Below are 16,374 nucleotides of genomic sequence, written 5' to 3' on the forward strand. Positions count from 1 at the left end.
AGCAGGATTGCCACCAAACACTTTGTCTGTGAAAGCATCAACTTGGAATATTGGCAATTTCATAACAAACCTGAAGCACTGACAGACACTTTTCAGAACACTACCTTACTAATAACTAAAGGCGGCATAACGATACAGCTCAGCCGCCGCTAGAAGCGTAGTGAGGAACAAACGAAGCTGTAAGCGGTCGGTTGCAGCGCCTGGTTCTGCTGCTTGATAGTGACTCTTGCGAATCCTCAATTCTGTGTCGGATGTACGTCCTACGCGACGTCAATCACGACTTTGCCGAAATGCTGTCCACTTGCAAGGTACTCAAAGGCCGCTTTAGAATCAGCGAAGCCAAAGGTCGAGTCGATGACGGGATGCAACTGATGAGCCTCTGAGAAAGCGATGAGGGCTGCCAAATCAGAGCGTGAGCCAGCGTAGATGCCATCAAGGCGGACATTGCGCACCATGAGAGGAAACAAACTCCCGCTTGGCGGACCAAATCCGGTGAGCACCCCAATGAGGCCAATTTGGCCTCCTGCTGCGACACAGTTCGTCGACTTTTCGAGGGTACCAGAGCCCCCGACCTCAATCACATGATCCACACCTTGGCTCTGGGTGTGGCGCAGCACCTCTTGGTCCCACTCAGGGGTGGTCTTATAGTTCACGGTCTCCCAGGCCCCCATTTCGCGTGCTCTGGCCAACTTTTCATCGCTGCTTGAGGTCGTAATAACCCTGGCTCCGGCAGCGGAGGCTAATTGCAGCGCGAAAGTCGAGACGCCACCAGTGCCCAATGTGAGAACCGTGGCGCCTGCTTGCAAGTGACCGCGTGTAAAGAGTGATGCCCATGCGGTCACGCCTGCCACTGGCCATGTGGCAGCCTCGGCATAAGAGAAAGTCTCCGGAACTGGCACCAGCGCCCATTCCGGGGTCGCGATCGTTTCGCGCAGCACGCCGTGAATCGAGCCACCACCAGAAGCCTTGTGATAGTCGAGCGAGAAGCGACCTTCTATCCAATCGCGAAAAAAGCCTCCGACGACTCGGTCCCCTACCTGGAATCTAGTTACCTGGGTGCCGACTGCGACCACCTCACCCGCTCCATCGGAACAGGGGATGAGCGGCGGTGCCAGATTGCCCGGCCGCGCGTTACGTAGGGTGCCGAGATCGCGGTAATTGAGCGAGACCGCTTTCATCGCGACCAAAACATCATGGGGACCGAGTTCAGGCTGCGGCCAATCCACAAGAGCTAGGCCATCTGTATTTCCATGCGCTTCAATAATCCAGGCTTTCATCACGATTTAAGACTAAACAATTCAAGAAACACCTGCAACCACACCGTAACGCGACCGTAAAGCGTAGATTAGGCTGTCACATTGGGTCTGTAATTCTATAAAGGCAACACTGGACGCAAGCAGCAGAACTATTCATAGACTGAAGATTTCCGCCTAAAATCCCATAGTAGGTGGATAGGCAGAATGATTCTGCATAACATCCCAAACTTACTAATTATGCAGATTATTTCCGCATAGTACGCGGCTTAAGCTGAATAGCCAGAATCTTTCCGCATATTTTCAGATTCCTCATGGAGGCGATTACCCCGCAGGGGAACTGCTTCGCACTGCCGTGATCCAACAGTGTGACGATATTTATTAACTGGTCGTGAAGCTACTGTATGGGAGCGGGCTTCGCTTAATTGAAGGTTTGCGATTGCGAGTCAAGGATGTTGCCTTTGCTCAACAGCAAATTGTAGTCAGGGACGGCAAAGATAGCAAAAGTCGTGTGACGATACCGCTATCGAGCGTAGCAGAGGAATTGCGAGATCATCTAGTGGGTGTCTAACTACAGCACCAGCGGGACTTGAGCCGAGGGTTTGGAGCCGTGAATCTGCCGTTTGTGCTTGAGCATAAATATCCGAACGCCGATCGCAAATGGATCTGGCAGTTTGTATTGCCTGCAACTGGTCTGACTCGCGACCCTTCCATATCCCCCTAAAAAAAAGAGGACGGTCAAGCCGCCCCCTGATTTAATCTATGAAATTAGCGAAGTGGTATCAGATTCATTAAGGAATCGCTGCCACTTTCACATCGCTGGTTGCCAACAGCTCTTGCAGTTCTTCCGAGTCTACGGTTTCCCGCTCAATCAGCATATCTGCCAGCATGTTTAGCACCGCGTGGTTTTCTTGCAGTACTTGCTTTGCTCGACGGTATGCCTGGTCTACCAGGTTTCGCACTTCGTCATCGATCGCCGCCGCCGTTTCTTCGGAGAAATCGCGCTCAGCCATAATGTCGCGTCCGAGGAACATTCCGCCCTGAGCGCGACCAAGAGCAACGGGTCCAAGACGATCGCTCATGCCGAAGCGAGTCACCATTTGCCGTGCCACCCGTGCCACCTGTTGCAGGTCGTTCGAGGCGCCGGTGGTGACTTCTTCTTCGCCGAATACCAGCTCTTCCGCAATGCGTCCGCCGAGGGCAACTGCCATCTGGTTTTGCAGGTAGGAGCGAGAGTATAAGCCAGAGTCCATCCGGTCTTCACTGGGAGTGAACCAGGTCAAACCGCCTGCGCGTCCACGAGGGATGATGCTAATTTTTTGTACCGGGTCATAGTCCGGCATCAGGGCACCAACGAGCGCGTGGCCGGCTTCGTGATAGGCAACGAGGGTTTTGCGCTTTTCGCTCATGACGCGATCTTTCTTCTCTGGACCTGCCAGGACGCGATCGATCGCATCGTTGACTTCATCCATTGAAATTTCGGTCAAGTTGCGACGAGCTGCCAGAATTGCGGCTTCGTTCAGCAGGTTAGCCAGATCCGCACCCGTGAAGCCGGGAGTCCGGCGGGCAATTTTCTCTAAATCCACGTCCTTCGACAGGGTTTTGCCGCGAGCGTGAACGTTGAGCACTTCCAGTCGTCCGGCATAGTCGGGGCGATCGACTACGACCTGACGGTCAAAGCGACCGGGGCGCAGGAGAGCTGCATCCAGCACATCGGGACGGTTCGTTGCCGCGATGATGATGATGCCTGTATTGCCCTCAAAGCCATCCATTTCAGTGAGCAACTGGTTCAGAGTTTGTTCACGCTCATCGTTGCCGCCGCCTAAGCCTGCGCCGCGCTGCCGTCCCACTGCGTCGATCTCATCGATAAACACAATGCAGGGAGCGTTGGCTTTTGCTTGCTCAAACAAGTCACGCACACGAGATGCGCCCACCCCAACGAACATCTCTACGAATTCAGAACCCGAAATGCTGAAGAAAGGAACACCTGCTTCGCCTGCAACTGCCTTTGCCAGCAGCGTTTTACCCGTTCCGGGCGGACCGACAAGCAGTACACCTTTCGGAATCTTTGCGCCTACAGCTGTAAAGCGATCGGCATTTTTGAGGAAATCTACAACTTCTGCTAGTTCCAGCTTTGCCTGCTCAATGCCTGCCACATCGTTAAACGTGACTTGCGTTTGCGGCTCCATCTGGACTCTAGCTTTTGATTTGCCAAAGTTCATTGCCTGACTGCCAGGACCGCCCTGTGCCCGTCGCAGCACAAAGAACAGCACCACTAGCAACAGGAACGGAATCAGCAGCGTGCTGAGGACTCGTGCCAGGATATTGTCGTCTGCCTGACGAGAAACGGCAATATCGACACCATTCTCTTGCAAAATATTGAGCAGTCCGGGGTCGTTGGGCAAATTCACCGCAACGCGCTGACCATCGCTGGTTTGTGCCAAAGCTTTGGTGCGATCGGCACTGATCATGACCTTCTCAACCTGACTAGCCTCGACGCGGTCGATAAACTGGCTATATTTCCAGGTTACTGCTGACTGGGGCTGCCGCTCGATTAACGTCGTTGCCAAAAACAGAACAACGATAATTAAAAGCGCGTAAAGCCCCGCATTTCTCCACCGTTTGTTATTCACCGGGGGTTCTTCCTCCTAAAATGTCCGTGCGAGGGGGGAATCTAACCTCTTAATATTAATTAATGTAACTCAATCCTATCAGGATTCTCAGAAAGTGGGTTGGACTCTCTGTTATTCCTATTCTGCCACTCGAAATAAAGGATGGTAGGCGCAGAAAGGCAGGGATTTGCAGCAGGGGCAGGCAGCCGTGCCAGGGCAAGGTGTAACGGCAATATGAACATTGGGTGGGGAATTCGTCCTGAAGATAGACGGGGCGGTCGGTTTCCCAATTCCCTTGGTAGAGGTTTGTAGCGGGCATAACTCTTTACACTGCCCAATGTACCTAGAGATAAAAGTTCGATCCCTTTGCCTTCTTATTGGTTTGCCTTCTTATAGCTTGAGAAAGCTTGGTTGAGAAAGCGGCTTCAGGAGCGATCGACGTTTGAAACTACACTCTCGAAATCAAGGCTTATTATTACAATGAAAGACTTTAATCGTATTGCTTTTGTGAAGCGTTTTGCAGGCGTTATCAGTGCTGCTGCCCTTGCTTCGGCAGTAAGCTTGCCTGCGCTAGCACAAAGCCGTACCGAGCAGCCGTTCCAATCTCCGATTGGTCCCAGTGAATCTCCCTCGGGCAGCCCCAGTGTTCCTGGTTTTTCCTCGGTCGATGACCCCGGTATGGGCAATGGGACGAATCCTGGCATGGGCAACGGGATGAATAATGGTTCCTCAATGGAGCGCGAGTCTTCTAACAGAGTAGAGAGAAATTCATCGCGATCGATCCAGTCAGGTGATCAGGTTCGCTCCCTGCCGTTCCGCACAATTCCGGGACCGAGTGAAACCCCTTCGGGTTCGCCTGCGGTCGTTGGCAGTAACTCCTCTGATGACCCAGCGCGGACGCTCGATCGAAGCAGTGCAGATCGGGTTGAGCAAGCAGAAAGACGGCTTGAAGCGCGAAACATCAATCCAGACTCAGGAGCATCTGAAACCCAAGAGAATAACAGCCGCTCCACGCAAATGAACCAGGGCATGCAAATGAATCAGGGCATGCAGATGAATCGGGGCATGCAAATGAACCAGGGCATGCAGATGAATCGGGGCATGCAGATGAATATGCCGATGAACCAGCAGGGTGTCGATCGCAATTCTTCCGGCGGCATGATGCAAAACGGCATGATGACCGTAAGCAGCCTCGATCGTGAGTTCATCCGTATGGCAGCGCAGGGCAACAACGCAGAAATCGCAACTTCTCAGCTCGCTTTGCAAAAGTCGAACAACCAGGAAGTGCGTGAATACGCCCAGCGCATGATCGATGAGCACACCCTTGCTAACCAGCAACTTCAGCCGATCGCAGCTCGGTATGGTGTTCAGCTTCCGACGGGTGTTGACCCTCTGAGTGCTGCTATTTCTGAGCGTCTGTCCCAACTGTCAGGTGCAGAGTTCGATCGGGCATATATGGAAGCTCAGACCACGGCTCACCTGCGGACGGTTGCTCTGTTCCAAACTCAAATTGCTCAAGGACAGGCACCCGAAGCAAAAGCCTATGCTTCTACCCTGCTGCCCAACATTCAGGATCACTACCAGATGGCAAACGCCATGAGCAATACGTTTAGTGCTCAGCGCATTACGCGGTAGGAACTTGTCAGGCTCATTCGCCAAATGAAGCGATCGATCAAGCCTTTCATCTCCTGATGCAATCCTGATGGAATTTAGGGGCAAGGATGAATCGATCGCAATGCTAATCAGCCGGAACGGAGGACGTATCTTGTCTTCTGCTCCGGCAATTTTCTTTAGTATTAAACTTAAGTATTGAACTTATCTTTATTAGTCTAAAGCGGGTAGATAAATCGCGTAGCCCCGTGAGGTGTAAAACACCATGAGAATTCTTGAATCAGGTTATACAATTCGTTTTGCTTGTGCTGAACAACTAACCCTACTGTCTCAGGTTGAGCAATTAGCCAATCGCTTATTTCTTGACACTCCCTATTCTTTCCTGGTGAGTGCTGAACCACTGCCACTCGATTTGATTCGAGAAAGATTTCAAGCAGGGCAGGTATGGGTTGCAATCAATAACCAGGATGCTGTGGTTGGGTTTGCCATTACTCGCGAAGTTGATGACACCCTCTATCTCCAGGAAATTGATGTGAATCCTGAACATGGACAAAAAGGCATCGGATCAGCACTCGTGAATGCGGTTTGCTCCTGGGCAAAACTTCAGGATTATCGGGCGGTAGCGTTATCGACTTTTCGGCACATCCCCTGGAATGCGCCCTTTTACTCAAAATTGGGATTTCGCATTTCTGACGAATCAGAACTAACAATTGGTTTACAGCAAATTAGACTTCAAGAAAGGGAAGCCGGATTACCAATCTCCGATCGCGTGATAATGCAACTTGAGCTATAGCTCTGATTTGGCTGGACGTACCATTCACCATAGAGCCATTACAGCTAAAATCGATTCACTGCCCTATTGTTAGCTGATACAGGAGAGTTTAATACTGTAGAATTTACTCTATTTCAGTAGTTAAATTCGTAGCGAATTTCAGCAATTAAAGCAATTAACCAGTAACAAGAAAGAAGATATGAGCGCGATCGTTTTTGACTGTGATGGCGTGTTAGCTGATACCGAGCGCGATGGACATCTGCCTGCATTTAATCAGATGTTTGCGGAGTACGGGTTGCCTGTGCAGTGGTCAGAGTCCGACTATACCGAGAAGCTCAAAATCGGCGGCGGCAAAGAGCGTATGGCACGTTTGCTCACGCCGGAGTTTGTAGCACAGGCTGGATTGCCCACAAACCCAGAAGAACAGCGTCAATTGCTTGCTGAATGGCACAAGCGCAAAACTGCCATTTACAAAGAAATGGTGCAGAGCGGCAAACTGCCTGCCCGACCGGGGATTAAGCGAATTACAGAAGAAGCGATCGACGCAGGCTGGACGCTTGTTGTTGCTTCCACGTCCGCAGAAGAATCGGTGCGATCGGTGCTGGGGTTTGTGGTGGGAACAGAGCAGGCAAAGCACTTCAAGGTTTATGCCGGGGATATGGTGCCGCGCAAAAAACCTGCCCCTGATATTTACCTATTGGCAAAGGAGCAGTTGAACTTATTGCCTGAAAGTACGCTAGTGATTGAGGATTCGCGCAATGGACTAGTGGCAGCGATCGCAGCAGGATTTCGCTGTCTAGTGACGACTAGCAGCTATACGCAGCAGGAAGATTTTCACGAAGCGATCATGGTGGTTTCAAGCCTGGGCGATCCGGCTCTACCAATGCAAGTGATTGAAAATCGCAGTGCTAGTCAGCCCGGAGATTACCTGACGCTTGCAGAGATTGAAGCCTGTTTCAAATTGCCGTTTCAAAATAGGGCGTAGTTCAGATAGAGACGATCGCCTTACGCCAGAACATTCTTACTGCTCTTGCGGGATAGGCATTTCACCTATTTAGGCAGGGCAGGCAAGATGCCAACCCCCCAGAGCGCAGTAGGTTATGAGAACGCAGGAATCGTTCCAGTCCAAAAGTCTACGCCGACTTGCTTTTATCGCGGTTCTGGAAGGCTTTGTGGGTGATCCACTGCATCACGCCAGGGAGAATGCTGCTTACGCCCAGCGATAGCTTTGCTGAACCGACGACCACTTCTGTTTTTTGATTTTTCACCGCATCCCAGATAGAGTTTGCCACATCTTCCGGCTTTTCCACCACGGGCACTTGCAGCACTTGCTCAAGCTGTCTGCGGCGATCGGCTTCGTCCTGCTCATCAATGCCCCGAATCACTGCCTTCCCTATAAAGTCAGACTTGATAATGTTGGGGTAAATGCCGCAAACCGTAATGCCTTTGGGCGACAGTTCTGCATGGAGGGATTCGGTGAGTCCTGTAACGCCATACTTGCTGGTGACGTAGGGAACGAGATACGCCGAGGAAGATTTGCCAGCGATCGAGCTGAGATTCACAATCATGCCTTTGCCGCGAGCAATCATGTGAGGCACAACCGCATGGATCATGTGGATATAGCCCCAGAGGTTGATATCGATGATCGTATGCCAGTCTTCCAGCGAGAACTGATCAACCGGTCCAGTCGCAAAGATTCCAGCATTGTTAATCAGCACATCGATCGCGCCAAACTGCTGAATTGCCTTTTCGACTAGATCTTTAACTTGATCGGGGTTGCGAGTGTCCGCAGGCATGGCAAAAACGGGATGATTTGCGGCGCGAAAGCCTTGCGCTACTTCTTCGAGGAGCTCAGCTCGACGTGCGGTGAGAACAAGATTGTAGCCATGCTGGGCAAACAGATTTGCGGTCGCTTTGCCAATGCCCTGCGAACCGCCAGTAATGAGAACGGTGGGAGCCATAAAATTCTTGAGGAATAATACTACAACAAACTTTATCTTTTAGTTTGAGCAAAGGACGATCGGAAACCGTCTCACTTTTGCGGGATCTTTTTGTGATAGGAATTTGTGAGCTGCACGAAGCTAACGCGATAAAACGCTGTGAATCCGACGCAGAATTTGAGGCAGTGTCGATGGTGGAACTCCCGATCGCCCCGCTTGCACAAACACAGCATCTCTGGATTGCGATCGATCAAATCATGGCAACTCAAACCGTTCTACCTGGATTATCGCCCTGGCAACTCTGCTGACTTCAGCGACACTTCGATCGCCTGCTGGCAAACTTCCACAGGCTGACGCTGTTCCATTGCCGTCACTAGAGCCTTATAGGCAACCGTCTGGTCTTGCAGCAGTGTTTTTGCCTGAAGCAGTGCCCATCGCTGTTTGAGATCGGCTTCCCCCATCGATCGCTGAAGTTGCATCCACAGCAGTCGAATTTTCTGGCGATCGTCTGTGCCACCCTCAGCATTACCGTATTCGATTTGTTCCGCTGCGATGCCCGACATCCAAACTGTGCAGTAGCGGTCGATAAGCTGAGTCGAAAGCTTCCCAGTCGTAATTTGTGCTTCCAGTTCTGCTGCACCAAAACTGACTCCGCCCTGCCCGGCTTGCCCTTGCCGTAAAGCTTCCCAAGCATTGAGCGTGTAGCCCGTCACCGGAATTTCTAACAAATGCGCCGCCAAAAAATGTCCTGCCTCATGGCGCACAATCCGCGATCGGTGTTCCTCGGAAAATTGGGCGATCGTGTCTACGACCAGTGTTCCTAATCTGCCCTGAAGCGAGAACGCATCGAGCGTGGCAATGCTGAGCAGACTAAATGCCGCGACTGCCGGAACAACCGGAGACAAATGCAGCAATGGACCCAGCAGACTCGCCATCACCAGGGAAAAGATCGTGATCGCAATCAGGTTTAGCGTAGTCTGGCTCATTGGGGTTTTGGTGGGGTGGTCTGCTTTTCTTGGGGTCTGCTTTTCTTACTGTAGAGGAAGTAGAGGAATTGGTGGGAGAGTGGGGAGGTGAGGGAGCGGAAAGATGAGGGGTAAGGGGGAGTTAAGGTCGGGGGGTTTCTCTTGCGCGGTAAAAGGTTTCCAGGCTGTTTCGATCGCCTACAAATCGCCAGTGCCAGGGTTCGTAGCTCACGCCCATCGAGTTGTTTTTAGGAAAGGACAGCTCAAAGCTATAGAAGGCGGCATTCTGCTGGAGCCAGCGATAGGCAGCCGTGGTCTCAAAGCTTGTTTGCAGGTCAGAGGCAGGTCGCTTACCGTCGCCGATGTCGATCGCATAGCCGGTGTGGTGTTCGCTGTATCCAGGAGGGGCACTGACGGCTGCCCGTTTTTCGGGATCTTCACCGCGCTGTGCTTTCGTATCAAAAAAGACGTGATCTTGCTCTGCGATCGATCGAAACCCGGAAAGGGGAGCCAGGATGACTCCGTTTGCTTTTGCCGCTGCCGCCATTTCCTTGAATTTAGCTGCCGCCGAGCGCCGAAGTAAGACCTGTCCATCGGATGAAACGGGCTTCAGGTCAGCACGGGGTGCCTCTGCATAGGGCAGATGATTCAGTAAAGGGGCAGCCTGTCCGTTGAGTAGGACGATCGCCTGTCCCATAATCTGCGGAGTGATGTTTGCGAGAGGTTCGATCGGGGCAGAAGCCGCTCGCAGCAGACGTGGCATGAGCCACAGCCCAAGCAGCAGCAGGGCAATCAAGCCTGAGCCTAATCCCCACAGAACTTTTGTTTGTTTATGAGAGGAGGAAGTTTCTACGAGCGGCATTTCCCGCACTGCCTCAGGAATATCTGAGTGCGGCAGATCAGCATAATCGGGAATTTCAGCCGATTCTTGCGGTATTCCTGGGGGTAATCCTGCATTATTCACAGGCCATTCCTCCTATATCTGGTGGCAATCCTGCTTATTCTAAACCGAGCTAGTTTTCGTACCACTTTACCGTAATGGAGGAATGCAAACGAGCCGCAAGTTCTTAGGATCACTTCATGAACCAAATGATGCGCCTGCTCGGACTCTATCTACCCCTGGTTGGCTGGGTCGGCTTTGGCTTATTTCTAGGACGGGTGCTGCCCCCGCGCATTCCTGCTCTGATGGGCAAGTTTCTGTTTTGGGTGGGTATCCCGATCGGGATTTTTGCATTTTTGCGGCAGGCAAATCTATCGGCTTCGGTGTGGCTGGCTCCGATTGCCGCCTGGGGAGCAATGCTGTCTGCTGTGCTGCTGGCATGGGGCTGGATTAAAGCACAAAACTACCTGTCACAGAGGATTCAACACCAGCGATCGCATCCCTGGACAAAATATTTGATTTCAGATCAGTTGCAGCAGCGATCGACGCAGGGCAGCTTTTTGCTGGCAGCAATGCTGGGCAACACAGGATATTTAGGCTATCCGATTTCGCTGACGCTAGTGGGACAGAAATATTTTGGCTGGGCGGTTTTCTATGACACGCTGGGCAGTACCCTGGGCGCGTACGGGCTGGGCGTTTTGCTGGCAGCCTACTTTAGCGATCGAGCGCAGCAGCCAAACCAGACTCGCTGGAAACAGATCGGGCAAGCTTTGATTAACAATCCGGCACTCTGGAGCTTTTGGATTGGCTTAGCAGGTCGCTCGCTTGCACTGCCTCAATCAGTCGAACTGGGACTGAAAGGATTCGCCTGGGGCACGATCGCTCTCTCACTGCTGCTGCTGGGAATGCGGTTAAGTCAATTGGCTTCGTGGCAAAAAATTCAGCCTGCGATCGTCAGCCTGATGATTAAGATGCTGATCGTACCGCTGGTGCTAGGGCTAGAACTGTCGCACTTGGGCTTGTCTGAACTGCCACAGTTAACGATCGTGCTGCAAATGGCAATGCCGCCTGCGTTTGCAACGCTATTTATTGCTGAGGCTTATGACCTCGATCGCAGTTTTACTGTAACTACGCTGGCACTGGGATCGATCGCGCTACTGCTTGTTTTACCGCTCTGGCTCTGGCTATTTGCGCCTTGATGTTCTTTTTGCCTACGCCACTATCACGTTTTAACCTATCGCGTTTTAACCAACCCAGTTCACTTCACTATCCGAGGAATTTATAGGCGGCAGGGGTTTGGCGATCGGTGCATCCCGACGCACAAAGGGCCTTGCTCCATTCGCCGTGGTTTCAGAGGGCTTTGGCGGTTGAGCAGTGGCTCTGGAAGACTGTTGTTTTGCTTGTTGTTTTGCCTTTTGAGAAAGCACAGTCTGGATTGCTTTACGCTCAGGCTCGATCACCTTTGCCATGATCCATTCGATCGTTTGTTCTTTGAGCCAGCCTCTGGCAACAGCAATATCACCAAACCGCATTCCAGTTGCCCGCTGGTCATTCAAAATGACCTGAATCTGGTCAGCCGTCAATAGCCCTGCTTCGGTCAGATAGCTGCCGATTCGCTTTGGCGTTGAAAGCCCACCCGGTGAGCCTTGATAGAGTGAGGAATTGAGCATGGGTCACTCCGGGAAAAATTAGAGCGGCGATCGAGGGAGCAGATGCCCGATAACAAAAAGGTTAAGAACTGGTTTAAGAGATTCTACCTAGTATAGCAACTCTGTTTATTCGACTTGAGCTACAGTTCATCTTTTCGGAAAGAAGAAAAATGAAGTTAAGCTAAGCATTCCGCAATACTACTGAGCCTTCTAATTTTTATACCATCAGGGATCTAAGTATAAACATCTGGATGAGGACAGAGAAAAGCAGAATAGTAATCTATACAATTTGACCGAAGGCATCAGAGCAAGGGCATCGTTTCCACACCCTGTTTCTTGGTGTTCTGACGCACGAGGCGATCGTCACTGGATGAAACTGGATGAATGGGTGTATAAATTCGATCGCGTGTTAGTTCAGTTGGGCGATCGGGCATGACTAAGCAGGATGTTTTGTCGGGTCTGCATCGTGCCTCTTCCTTCACCTCCTCCTTCACGTCTGCTGAATTCGCTCTGGTTTCGCGGGTTGGTTTTGTTTGGGTTGGGGCTACTGCTCGTGTGGCTCGTCTCTGCCCGTCGTCCGGTCGCTGCCTTTCGTCCCCCTTTGCCGCCCCTGCCGCAAGATCCGATTATTCAGGTGTATTTCAATCAGTCACAATCCTCGTTTTACACAGAACCTTATCGACAGCAGCAGCGATTGGGCGATGACCTCGAACAGGTGATTGTGGAGGCGATCGATTCAGCTCAAGTCTCTGTAGATCTGGCAGTGCAAGAGTTTAATCTGCCGAAAATTGCTCAGGCCTTAATTGCGCGGCAGCAGGCAGGCGTTCCAGTACGGGTGATTGTGGAACATGAATATCGCCAATCCCTGAGCAAACTTACACCCCAGCAGGTTTCTCGGTTAGACGATCGCGCCCAGAAGAAATATCAGGAGTTTGTGCAGTTAGTCGATCTGAATCGAGACGGTCAGCTTGCCCCTGAAGAACTGGCGCAGCGCGATGCGATCGGGATGCTCGAAACCGCCAAAATTCCCCTGATTGATGACATGCAAGACGGTTCGCGCGGCAGTGGCTTGATGCACCACAAGTTCCTGGTGATCGACGGGCAAATGGTGCTGACGGGATCAGTGAACTGGTCATGGAGCGAGGCTCACGGGGATTTCCTCACGCCAGAAAGTTTAGGCAACGCAAACCATCTACTCAAAATCCAGAGCGGCAGAGTCGCTCAACTCTTCACCCAGGAATTTAACCAGATGTGGGGAAACGGCACCCCCACCAGTCGCAAGTTTGGCTTAAAAAAGCTCTACCGTCCGCCGCAAACTATTTCCCTTGCTCCCAATTCCTCAATCACCGTGCAGTTTTCGCCCACTTCGACTCGTCAACCCTGGCAACAGAGCGGGAATGGGCTGATCGGTCGTGCCCTCAGCCAAGCGACTCAAGCCGTTGACCTAGCTCTGTTTGTGTTCTCAGATCAGCAACTGAGCAATATTCTGGAAGCCGATCGTCAGCGGGGAGTCCAAATTCGCGCTCTGATCGATCCCCAGTTTGCTTTTCGGGAATACAGCGAGGGACTAGACTTGATGGGCGTTTCGCTACCGGACAAAAACTGCCGTACCGAAGTCGGAAATCGCCCTTGGAAGCCGGGGATCAATACCGTCGGCATTCCAGCTCTGACACGCGGCGATATCTTGCACCACAAAGTCGGCATTATCGATCGCCGCTGGATCATTACGGGATCGCAAAACTGGAGTGAAGCCGCAAACGCCACAAACGACGAAACGCTGTTGGTCATTGACAATCCTACCGTCGCAGCCCACTTTCAGCGCGAGTTCGATCGCCTTTACAGCACCGCAATCTTAGGTCGATCGCCCTCCCTTCAGCGCAGACTCCGGGAGCGGGAACAGTGTCGAGTGCAGACCTGATCGAATGCAAATTCCTCCAGAGTATTAATCGATCGCCTGAAAATCTAAAGGAAATTAAGAGAGCCAGATGTCTATAAATCAGCAGATGTTAGACTGCTGGCAATCTTACATAAGAAAAGAAGGCTTGAGAAAAGAACGATCGTCGCTGCAAAAACTAAATCAGTATCGATTGACTCAAAGCTTTGAGACTGTAAGCCTGATCAAAAGCTTGACTGTGAACTTAACGAGAAGAACTTAGTTACAAGGAGATTGAATCATGCCCGTTAAAGTGGGAATTAACGGCTTTGGTCGCATTGGGCGACTCGTCTTTCGGGCAGGCGCGAAAAACCCGAACATTGAATTTGTCGGCATTAACGATCTGGTTCCGCCGGACAACCTGGCGTATTTGCTGAAATATGACTCCACCCACGGTCGCTATGACGGCACAGTTGAGGCAAAAGAAGACGGCATTGTCGTAGACGGCAAATTTATTCCCTGTATGGCGATGCGCGATCCCGCAGAACTGCCTTGGGGCAAGCTGGGTGCGGATTATGTGGTGGAGTCAACCGGGCTTTTCACGACCCACGATGGGGCATCCAAGCATCTACAGGCAGGCGCGAAGCGGGTGATTATCTCAGCTCCCACTAAAGACCCGGATCAAGTGAAAACGTTTGTGGTCGGCGTCAATCATCAGGAGTTTGACCCCGCAAAGGATACGATCGTCTCCAACGCAAGCTGCACCACCAACTGCCTTGCTCCCGTTGCCAGAGTCATCCATGAAAACTTCGGGCTGGCAGAAGGCTTGATGACCACCATTCACTCGATGACTGCCACTCAGCCGACGGTCGATGGTCCCAGCAAAAAGGACTGGCGCGGTGGACGGGGAGCGACCCAAAACATCATTCCTGCCTCCACCGGAGCCGCAAAAGCTGTCACGCTGGTACTGCCTGCCCTCAAAGGCAAGCTCACCGGAATGGCACTGCGCGTCGGCACGCCCGATGTGTCTGTCGTAGACCTGACCTTCAAAACTGAGAAATCCACCAGCTATGAGGAGATTTGCGCAGCAGTCAAAGCGGCAGCCGAAGGCGAGCTGGCAGGCATTCTTGGCTACACCACTGAGGAAGTGGTCTCAAGCGATTTCATCACCGATCCCCATTCCAGCATTTTTGATGCCGGGGCAGGAATCCAGCTCAATCCCAATTTCTTCAAGGTTGTGTCCTGGTATGACAACGAGTGGGGCTACTCTTGCCGCGTGATTGATTTAATGCTGTCGATGGCAGGCAAAGAAGGCTTGCTCTAGGCTTACTTAGCTCGCGTTAGCCGTTGTCGTATTGCAGAGCCAGGCTAGAACGCAGGAAAAATCTAATTTCTATGCAGAAGGCGATCGCTACTTGTGGGACGATCGCCTTTTTTCATCACTTCTCTAGGGGGATCGCTATGCTGAGCGAGCTTACACCGCGTCAGGTCGCAATTTAATGCAATTTAACTGGGATAGCCCATTTCCCCTGTAAACACTAATTCTGCGGGTCCAGTCATATATAGCCGATCGTCTGCCGCAGACCATTCAATTTCTAAACAGCCACCCGGCAGTTCCACCGTTGCGCGGCGATCGCATCGTTCAGTCAGCACGCCTGCCACCAGCGACGCACAGGCTCCAGTTCCACAAGCCAGTGTGATCCCAGCTCCTCGCTCCCAGACGCGCATTTTTAGATAGTCAGACTTCACGAATTCAATAAACTCGGTATTGGTGCGTTGAGGGAATACCGAATGATGCTCAAACTGAGGCCCGATCACCGCTAGAGGAACTGCGGCCACATCGTCAACAAAGGTGATGCAGTGAGGATTGCCCATGCTGACACAGGTGACTTCCCAGGTTTGCCCTGCCACTTCAAGCGATCGACTAATCACCTTTTCTTCTGCTTCCGCTAGCGTTGTAGGAATTTCCTTTGCCAGCAAGCGTGGTAGCCCCATGTCCACCGTCACCCGTCCATCGGCTTCCAGTTTAGGGATGATCACGCCTGCGAGGGTATGAATCTGATAGGCGATTGTATCCGTCGCGGAGCGTCCTTCCAGATCGGCAATGAAACGAGCCAAACAGCGAATCCCGTTGCCGCACATCTCAGGCTCAGAGCCGTCTGAGTTAAAAATTCGCATGGTGTAATCAGTGTCGCCCTGTCCGGGTAGCGCAAAAATTACGCCGTCTGCACCAATTCCAAAGTGCCGATCGCACCACTTCACCGCCTGCTCTGGCGTAATGCAGGGTTCGCTCTGGTGGCGATTGTCCACCAAAATAAAGTCATTGCCTAAGCCGTGATATTTCGCAAACTGAGAGGTCATGGGCGACTCCGGTTAGAAATTGCAGGAGGTGATGCGTCTCCTGTCGAGTAATCAGGATCAAAAGTTATTGTTGCACAAACAGGATTCTGACCCAATTCAGACCAAGAGAAGGGAAAGACGGTAACGAAAATTTGTATTTTTGCGGTGAATCTGGGTTTTATAAAACGGGAAACTTAGAATAAACACATCATCGATCGTATTAGCCCCACTTTTTTATGACTACCGACCTGCCTACTGGATTACCAAGTGTCCGCCAGATTCAAAGCCTGATCCGCGAAACGAGCGAAGTCGAAATTATGATCAGCACCAAAGATCTGCTTGTGGGCAAGATTCGCTGGCAGGATACCGACTGCATTTGTCTGGTAGACCACTACGATCAGCCAACTATTATCTGGAAGCAGGCGATCGTTTACCTGAAGCCGAAAGCGTAGAGTTATCCATAATCGACACAGGCTTTG

The 16,374-nt window shown here is 51.7% G+C and carries 17 protein-coding genes; 9 read left to right on the plus strand and 8 right to left on the minus strand.

What is annotated here, in order from left to right; translation table 11 throughout:
• Nucleotides 1–260 precede the first annotated feature (260 nt).
• Entirely contained in the window at nucleotides 261–1,277 is a 1,017-nt protein-coding gene (locus tag H6F80_RS19225) for a zinc-dependent alcohol dehydrogenase family protein (protein WP_190793133.1), read from the minus strand.
• Between the two features lie 367 nt (nucleotides 1,278–1,644).
• Between H6F80_RS19225 and H6F80_RS30870 the strand changes: the two genes are divergently transcribed.
• A complete protein-coding gene (locus H6F80_RS30870; RefSeq protein ID WP_199296690.1) occupies nucleotides 1,645–1,824 on the plus strand; it encodes a tyrosine-type recombinase/integrase in 180 nt (59 codons plus the stop codon).
• A gap of 220 nt (nucleotides 1,825–2,044) precedes the next feature.
• Here the strand turns inward: H6F80_RS30870 and ftsH3 are convergent, their stop codons facing one another.
• A complete protein-coding gene (gene ftsH3, locus H6F80_RS19235) occupies nucleotides 2,045–3,886 on the minus strand; it encodes an ATP-dependent zinc metalloprotease FtsH3 (protein ID WP_190793134.1) in 1,842 nt (613 codons plus the stop codon).
• A 459-nt stretch (nucleotides 3,887–4,345) separates the two neighbouring features.
• Between ftsH3 and H6F80_RS19240 the strand changes: the two genes are divergently transcribed.
• The 3 genes from H6F80_RS19240 to H6F80_RS19250 all read left to right on the plus strand — a co-directional run bounded on the left by H6F80_RS19240 (nucleotide 4,346) and on the right by H6F80_RS19250 (nucleotide 7,233).
• Nucleotides 4,346–5,500 carry a DUF4142 domain-containing protein gene (locus H6F80_RS19240; RefSeq protein ID WP_190793135.1) on the plus strand — a complete coding sequence of 385 codons (1,155 nt, stop codon included), beginning with the start codon at nucleotides 4,346–4,348 and terminating at the stop codon, nucleotides 5,498–5,500.
• A 241-nt stretch (nucleotides 5,501–5,741) separates the two neighbouring features.
• Nucleotides 5,742–6,269 carry a GNAT family N-acetyltransferase gene (locus H6F80_RS19245; protein WP_190793136.1) on the plus strand — a complete coding sequence of 176 codons (528 nt, stop codon included), beginning with the start codon at nucleotides 5,742–5,744 and terminating at the stop codon, nucleotides 6,267–6,269.
• Nucleotides 6,270–6,447: 178 nt separating this feature from the next.
• Complete coding sequence (locus H6F80_RS19250) at nucleotides 6,448–7,233, plus strand: HAD-IA family hydrolase (protein ID WP_190793137.1); 786 nt, start codon at nucleotides 6,448–6,450, stop codon at nucleotides 7,231–7,233.
• Nucleotides 7,234–7,381: 148 nt separating this feature from the next.
• Here the strand turns inward: H6F80_RS19250 and H6F80_RS19255 are convergent, their stop codons facing one another.
• The gene (locus tag H6F80_RS19255; protein WP_190793138.1) at nucleotides 7,382–8,209 is read right to left on the minus strand and encodes an SDR family NAD(P)-dependent oxidoreductase; all 828 of its coding nucleotides are present in this window, start codon (nucleotides 8,207–8,209) and stop codon (nucleotides 7,382–7,384) included.
• Between the two features lie 92 nt (nucleotides 8,210–8,301).
• On the opposite strand from H6F80_RS19255, the gene H6F80_RS19260 reads away from it, so the two are divergent.
• Nucleotides 8,302–8,496: a hypothetical protein gene (locus H6F80_RS19260; RefSeq protein WP_190793139.1), complete on the plus strand. Its 195-nt coding sequence runs from the start codon at nucleotides 8,302–8,304 to the stop codon at nucleotides 8,494–8,496.
• Here H6F80_RS19260 and H6F80_RS19265 read toward each other — a convergent pair.
• Nucleotides 8,473–9,174 carry an ATP-dependent Zn protease gene (locus H6F80_RS19265; RefSeq protein WP_190793140.1) on the minus strand — a complete coding sequence of 234 codons (702 nt, stop codon included), beginning with the start codon at nucleotides 9,172–9,174 and terminating at the stop codon, nucleotides 8,473–8,475. The genes H6F80_RS19260 and H6F80_RS19265 overlap by 24 nt on opposite strands.
• Before the next feature lie 121 nt (nucleotides 9,175–9,295).
• Nucleotides 9,296–10,117, minus strand: a complete 822-nt coding sequence (locus tag H6F80_RS19270; RefSeq protein ID WP_347277901.1) for a M15 family metallopeptidase — start codon at nucleotides 10,115–10,117, stop codon at nucleotides 9,296–9,298.
• Between the two features lie 116 nt (nucleotides 10,118–10,233).
• Here H6F80_RS19270 and H6F80_RS19275 point away from each other — a divergent pair, with 116 nt between their 5' ends.
• On the plus strand, nucleotides 10,234–11,232 hold the full coding sequence (locus H6F80_RS19275; protein ID WP_242067453.1) for an AEC family transporter: 999 nt from the start codon (nucleotides 10,234–10,236) through the stop codon (nucleotides 11,230–11,232).
• A 45-nt stretch (nucleotides 11,233–11,277) separates the two neighbouring features.
• On the opposite strand, the gene H6F80_RS19280 is transcribed toward H6F80_RS19275, so the two are convergent.
• A complete protein-coding gene (locus tag H6F80_RS19280; protein ID WP_190793141.1) occupies nucleotides 11,278–11,703 on the minus strand; it encodes a cyclic di-GMP-binding domain-containing protein, MshE-related in 426 nt (141 codons plus the stop codon).
• Nucleotides 11,704–11,984: 281 nt separating this feature from the next.
• Nucleotides 11,985–12,116, minus strand: a complete 132-nt coding sequence (locus tag H6F80_RS30465) for a hypothetical protein (protein WP_277879216.1) — start codon at nucleotides 12,114–12,116, stop codon at nucleotides 11,985–11,987.
• A 32-nt stretch (nucleotides 12,117–12,148) separates the two neighbouring features.
• On the opposite strand from H6F80_RS30465, the gene H6F80_RS19285 reads away from it, so the two are divergent.
• A complete protein-coding gene (locus H6F80_RS19285) occupies nucleotides 12,149–13,600 on the plus strand; it encodes a phospholipase D-like domain-containing protein (protein ID WP_347277902.1) in 1,452 nt (483 codons plus the stop codon).
• A 253-nt stretch (nucleotides 13,601–13,853) separates the two neighbouring features.
• On the plus strand, nucleotides 13,854–14,879 hold the full coding sequence (gene gap / locus H6F80_RS19290) for a type I glyceraldehyde-3-phosphate dehydrogenase (protein WP_190793159.1): 1,026 nt from the start codon (nucleotides 13,854–13,856) through the stop codon (nucleotides 14,877–14,879).
• A gap of 182 nt (nucleotides 14,880–15,061) precedes the next feature.
• Here the strand turns inward: gap and dapF are convergent, their stop codons facing one another.
• Nucleotides 15,062–15,916 (minus strand): diaminopimelate epimerase, encoded by an 855-nt coding sequence (gene dapF / locus H6F80_RS19295; RefSeq protein WP_190793143.1) that lies wholly within the window; start codon nucleotides 15,914–15,916, stop codon nucleotides 15,062–15,064.
• A gap of 215 nt (nucleotides 15,917–16,131) precedes the next feature.
• On the opposite strand from dapF, the gene H6F80_RS19300 reads away from it, so the two are divergent.
• Nucleotides 16,132–16,347: an Hfq-related RNA-binding protein gene (locus tag H6F80_RS19300; protein WP_190793144.1), complete on the plus strand. Its 216-nt coding sequence runs from the start codon at nucleotides 16,132–16,134 to the stop codon at nucleotides 16,345–16,347.
• The last annotated feature ends 27 nt before the right edge of the window (nucleotides 16,348–16,374 follow it).

Source organism: Leptolyngbya sp. FACHB-711 (assembly GCF_014695615.1).
Lineage (GTDB): Bacteria > Cyanobacteriota > Cyanobacteriia > Elainellales > Elainellaceae > Leptolyngbya_A.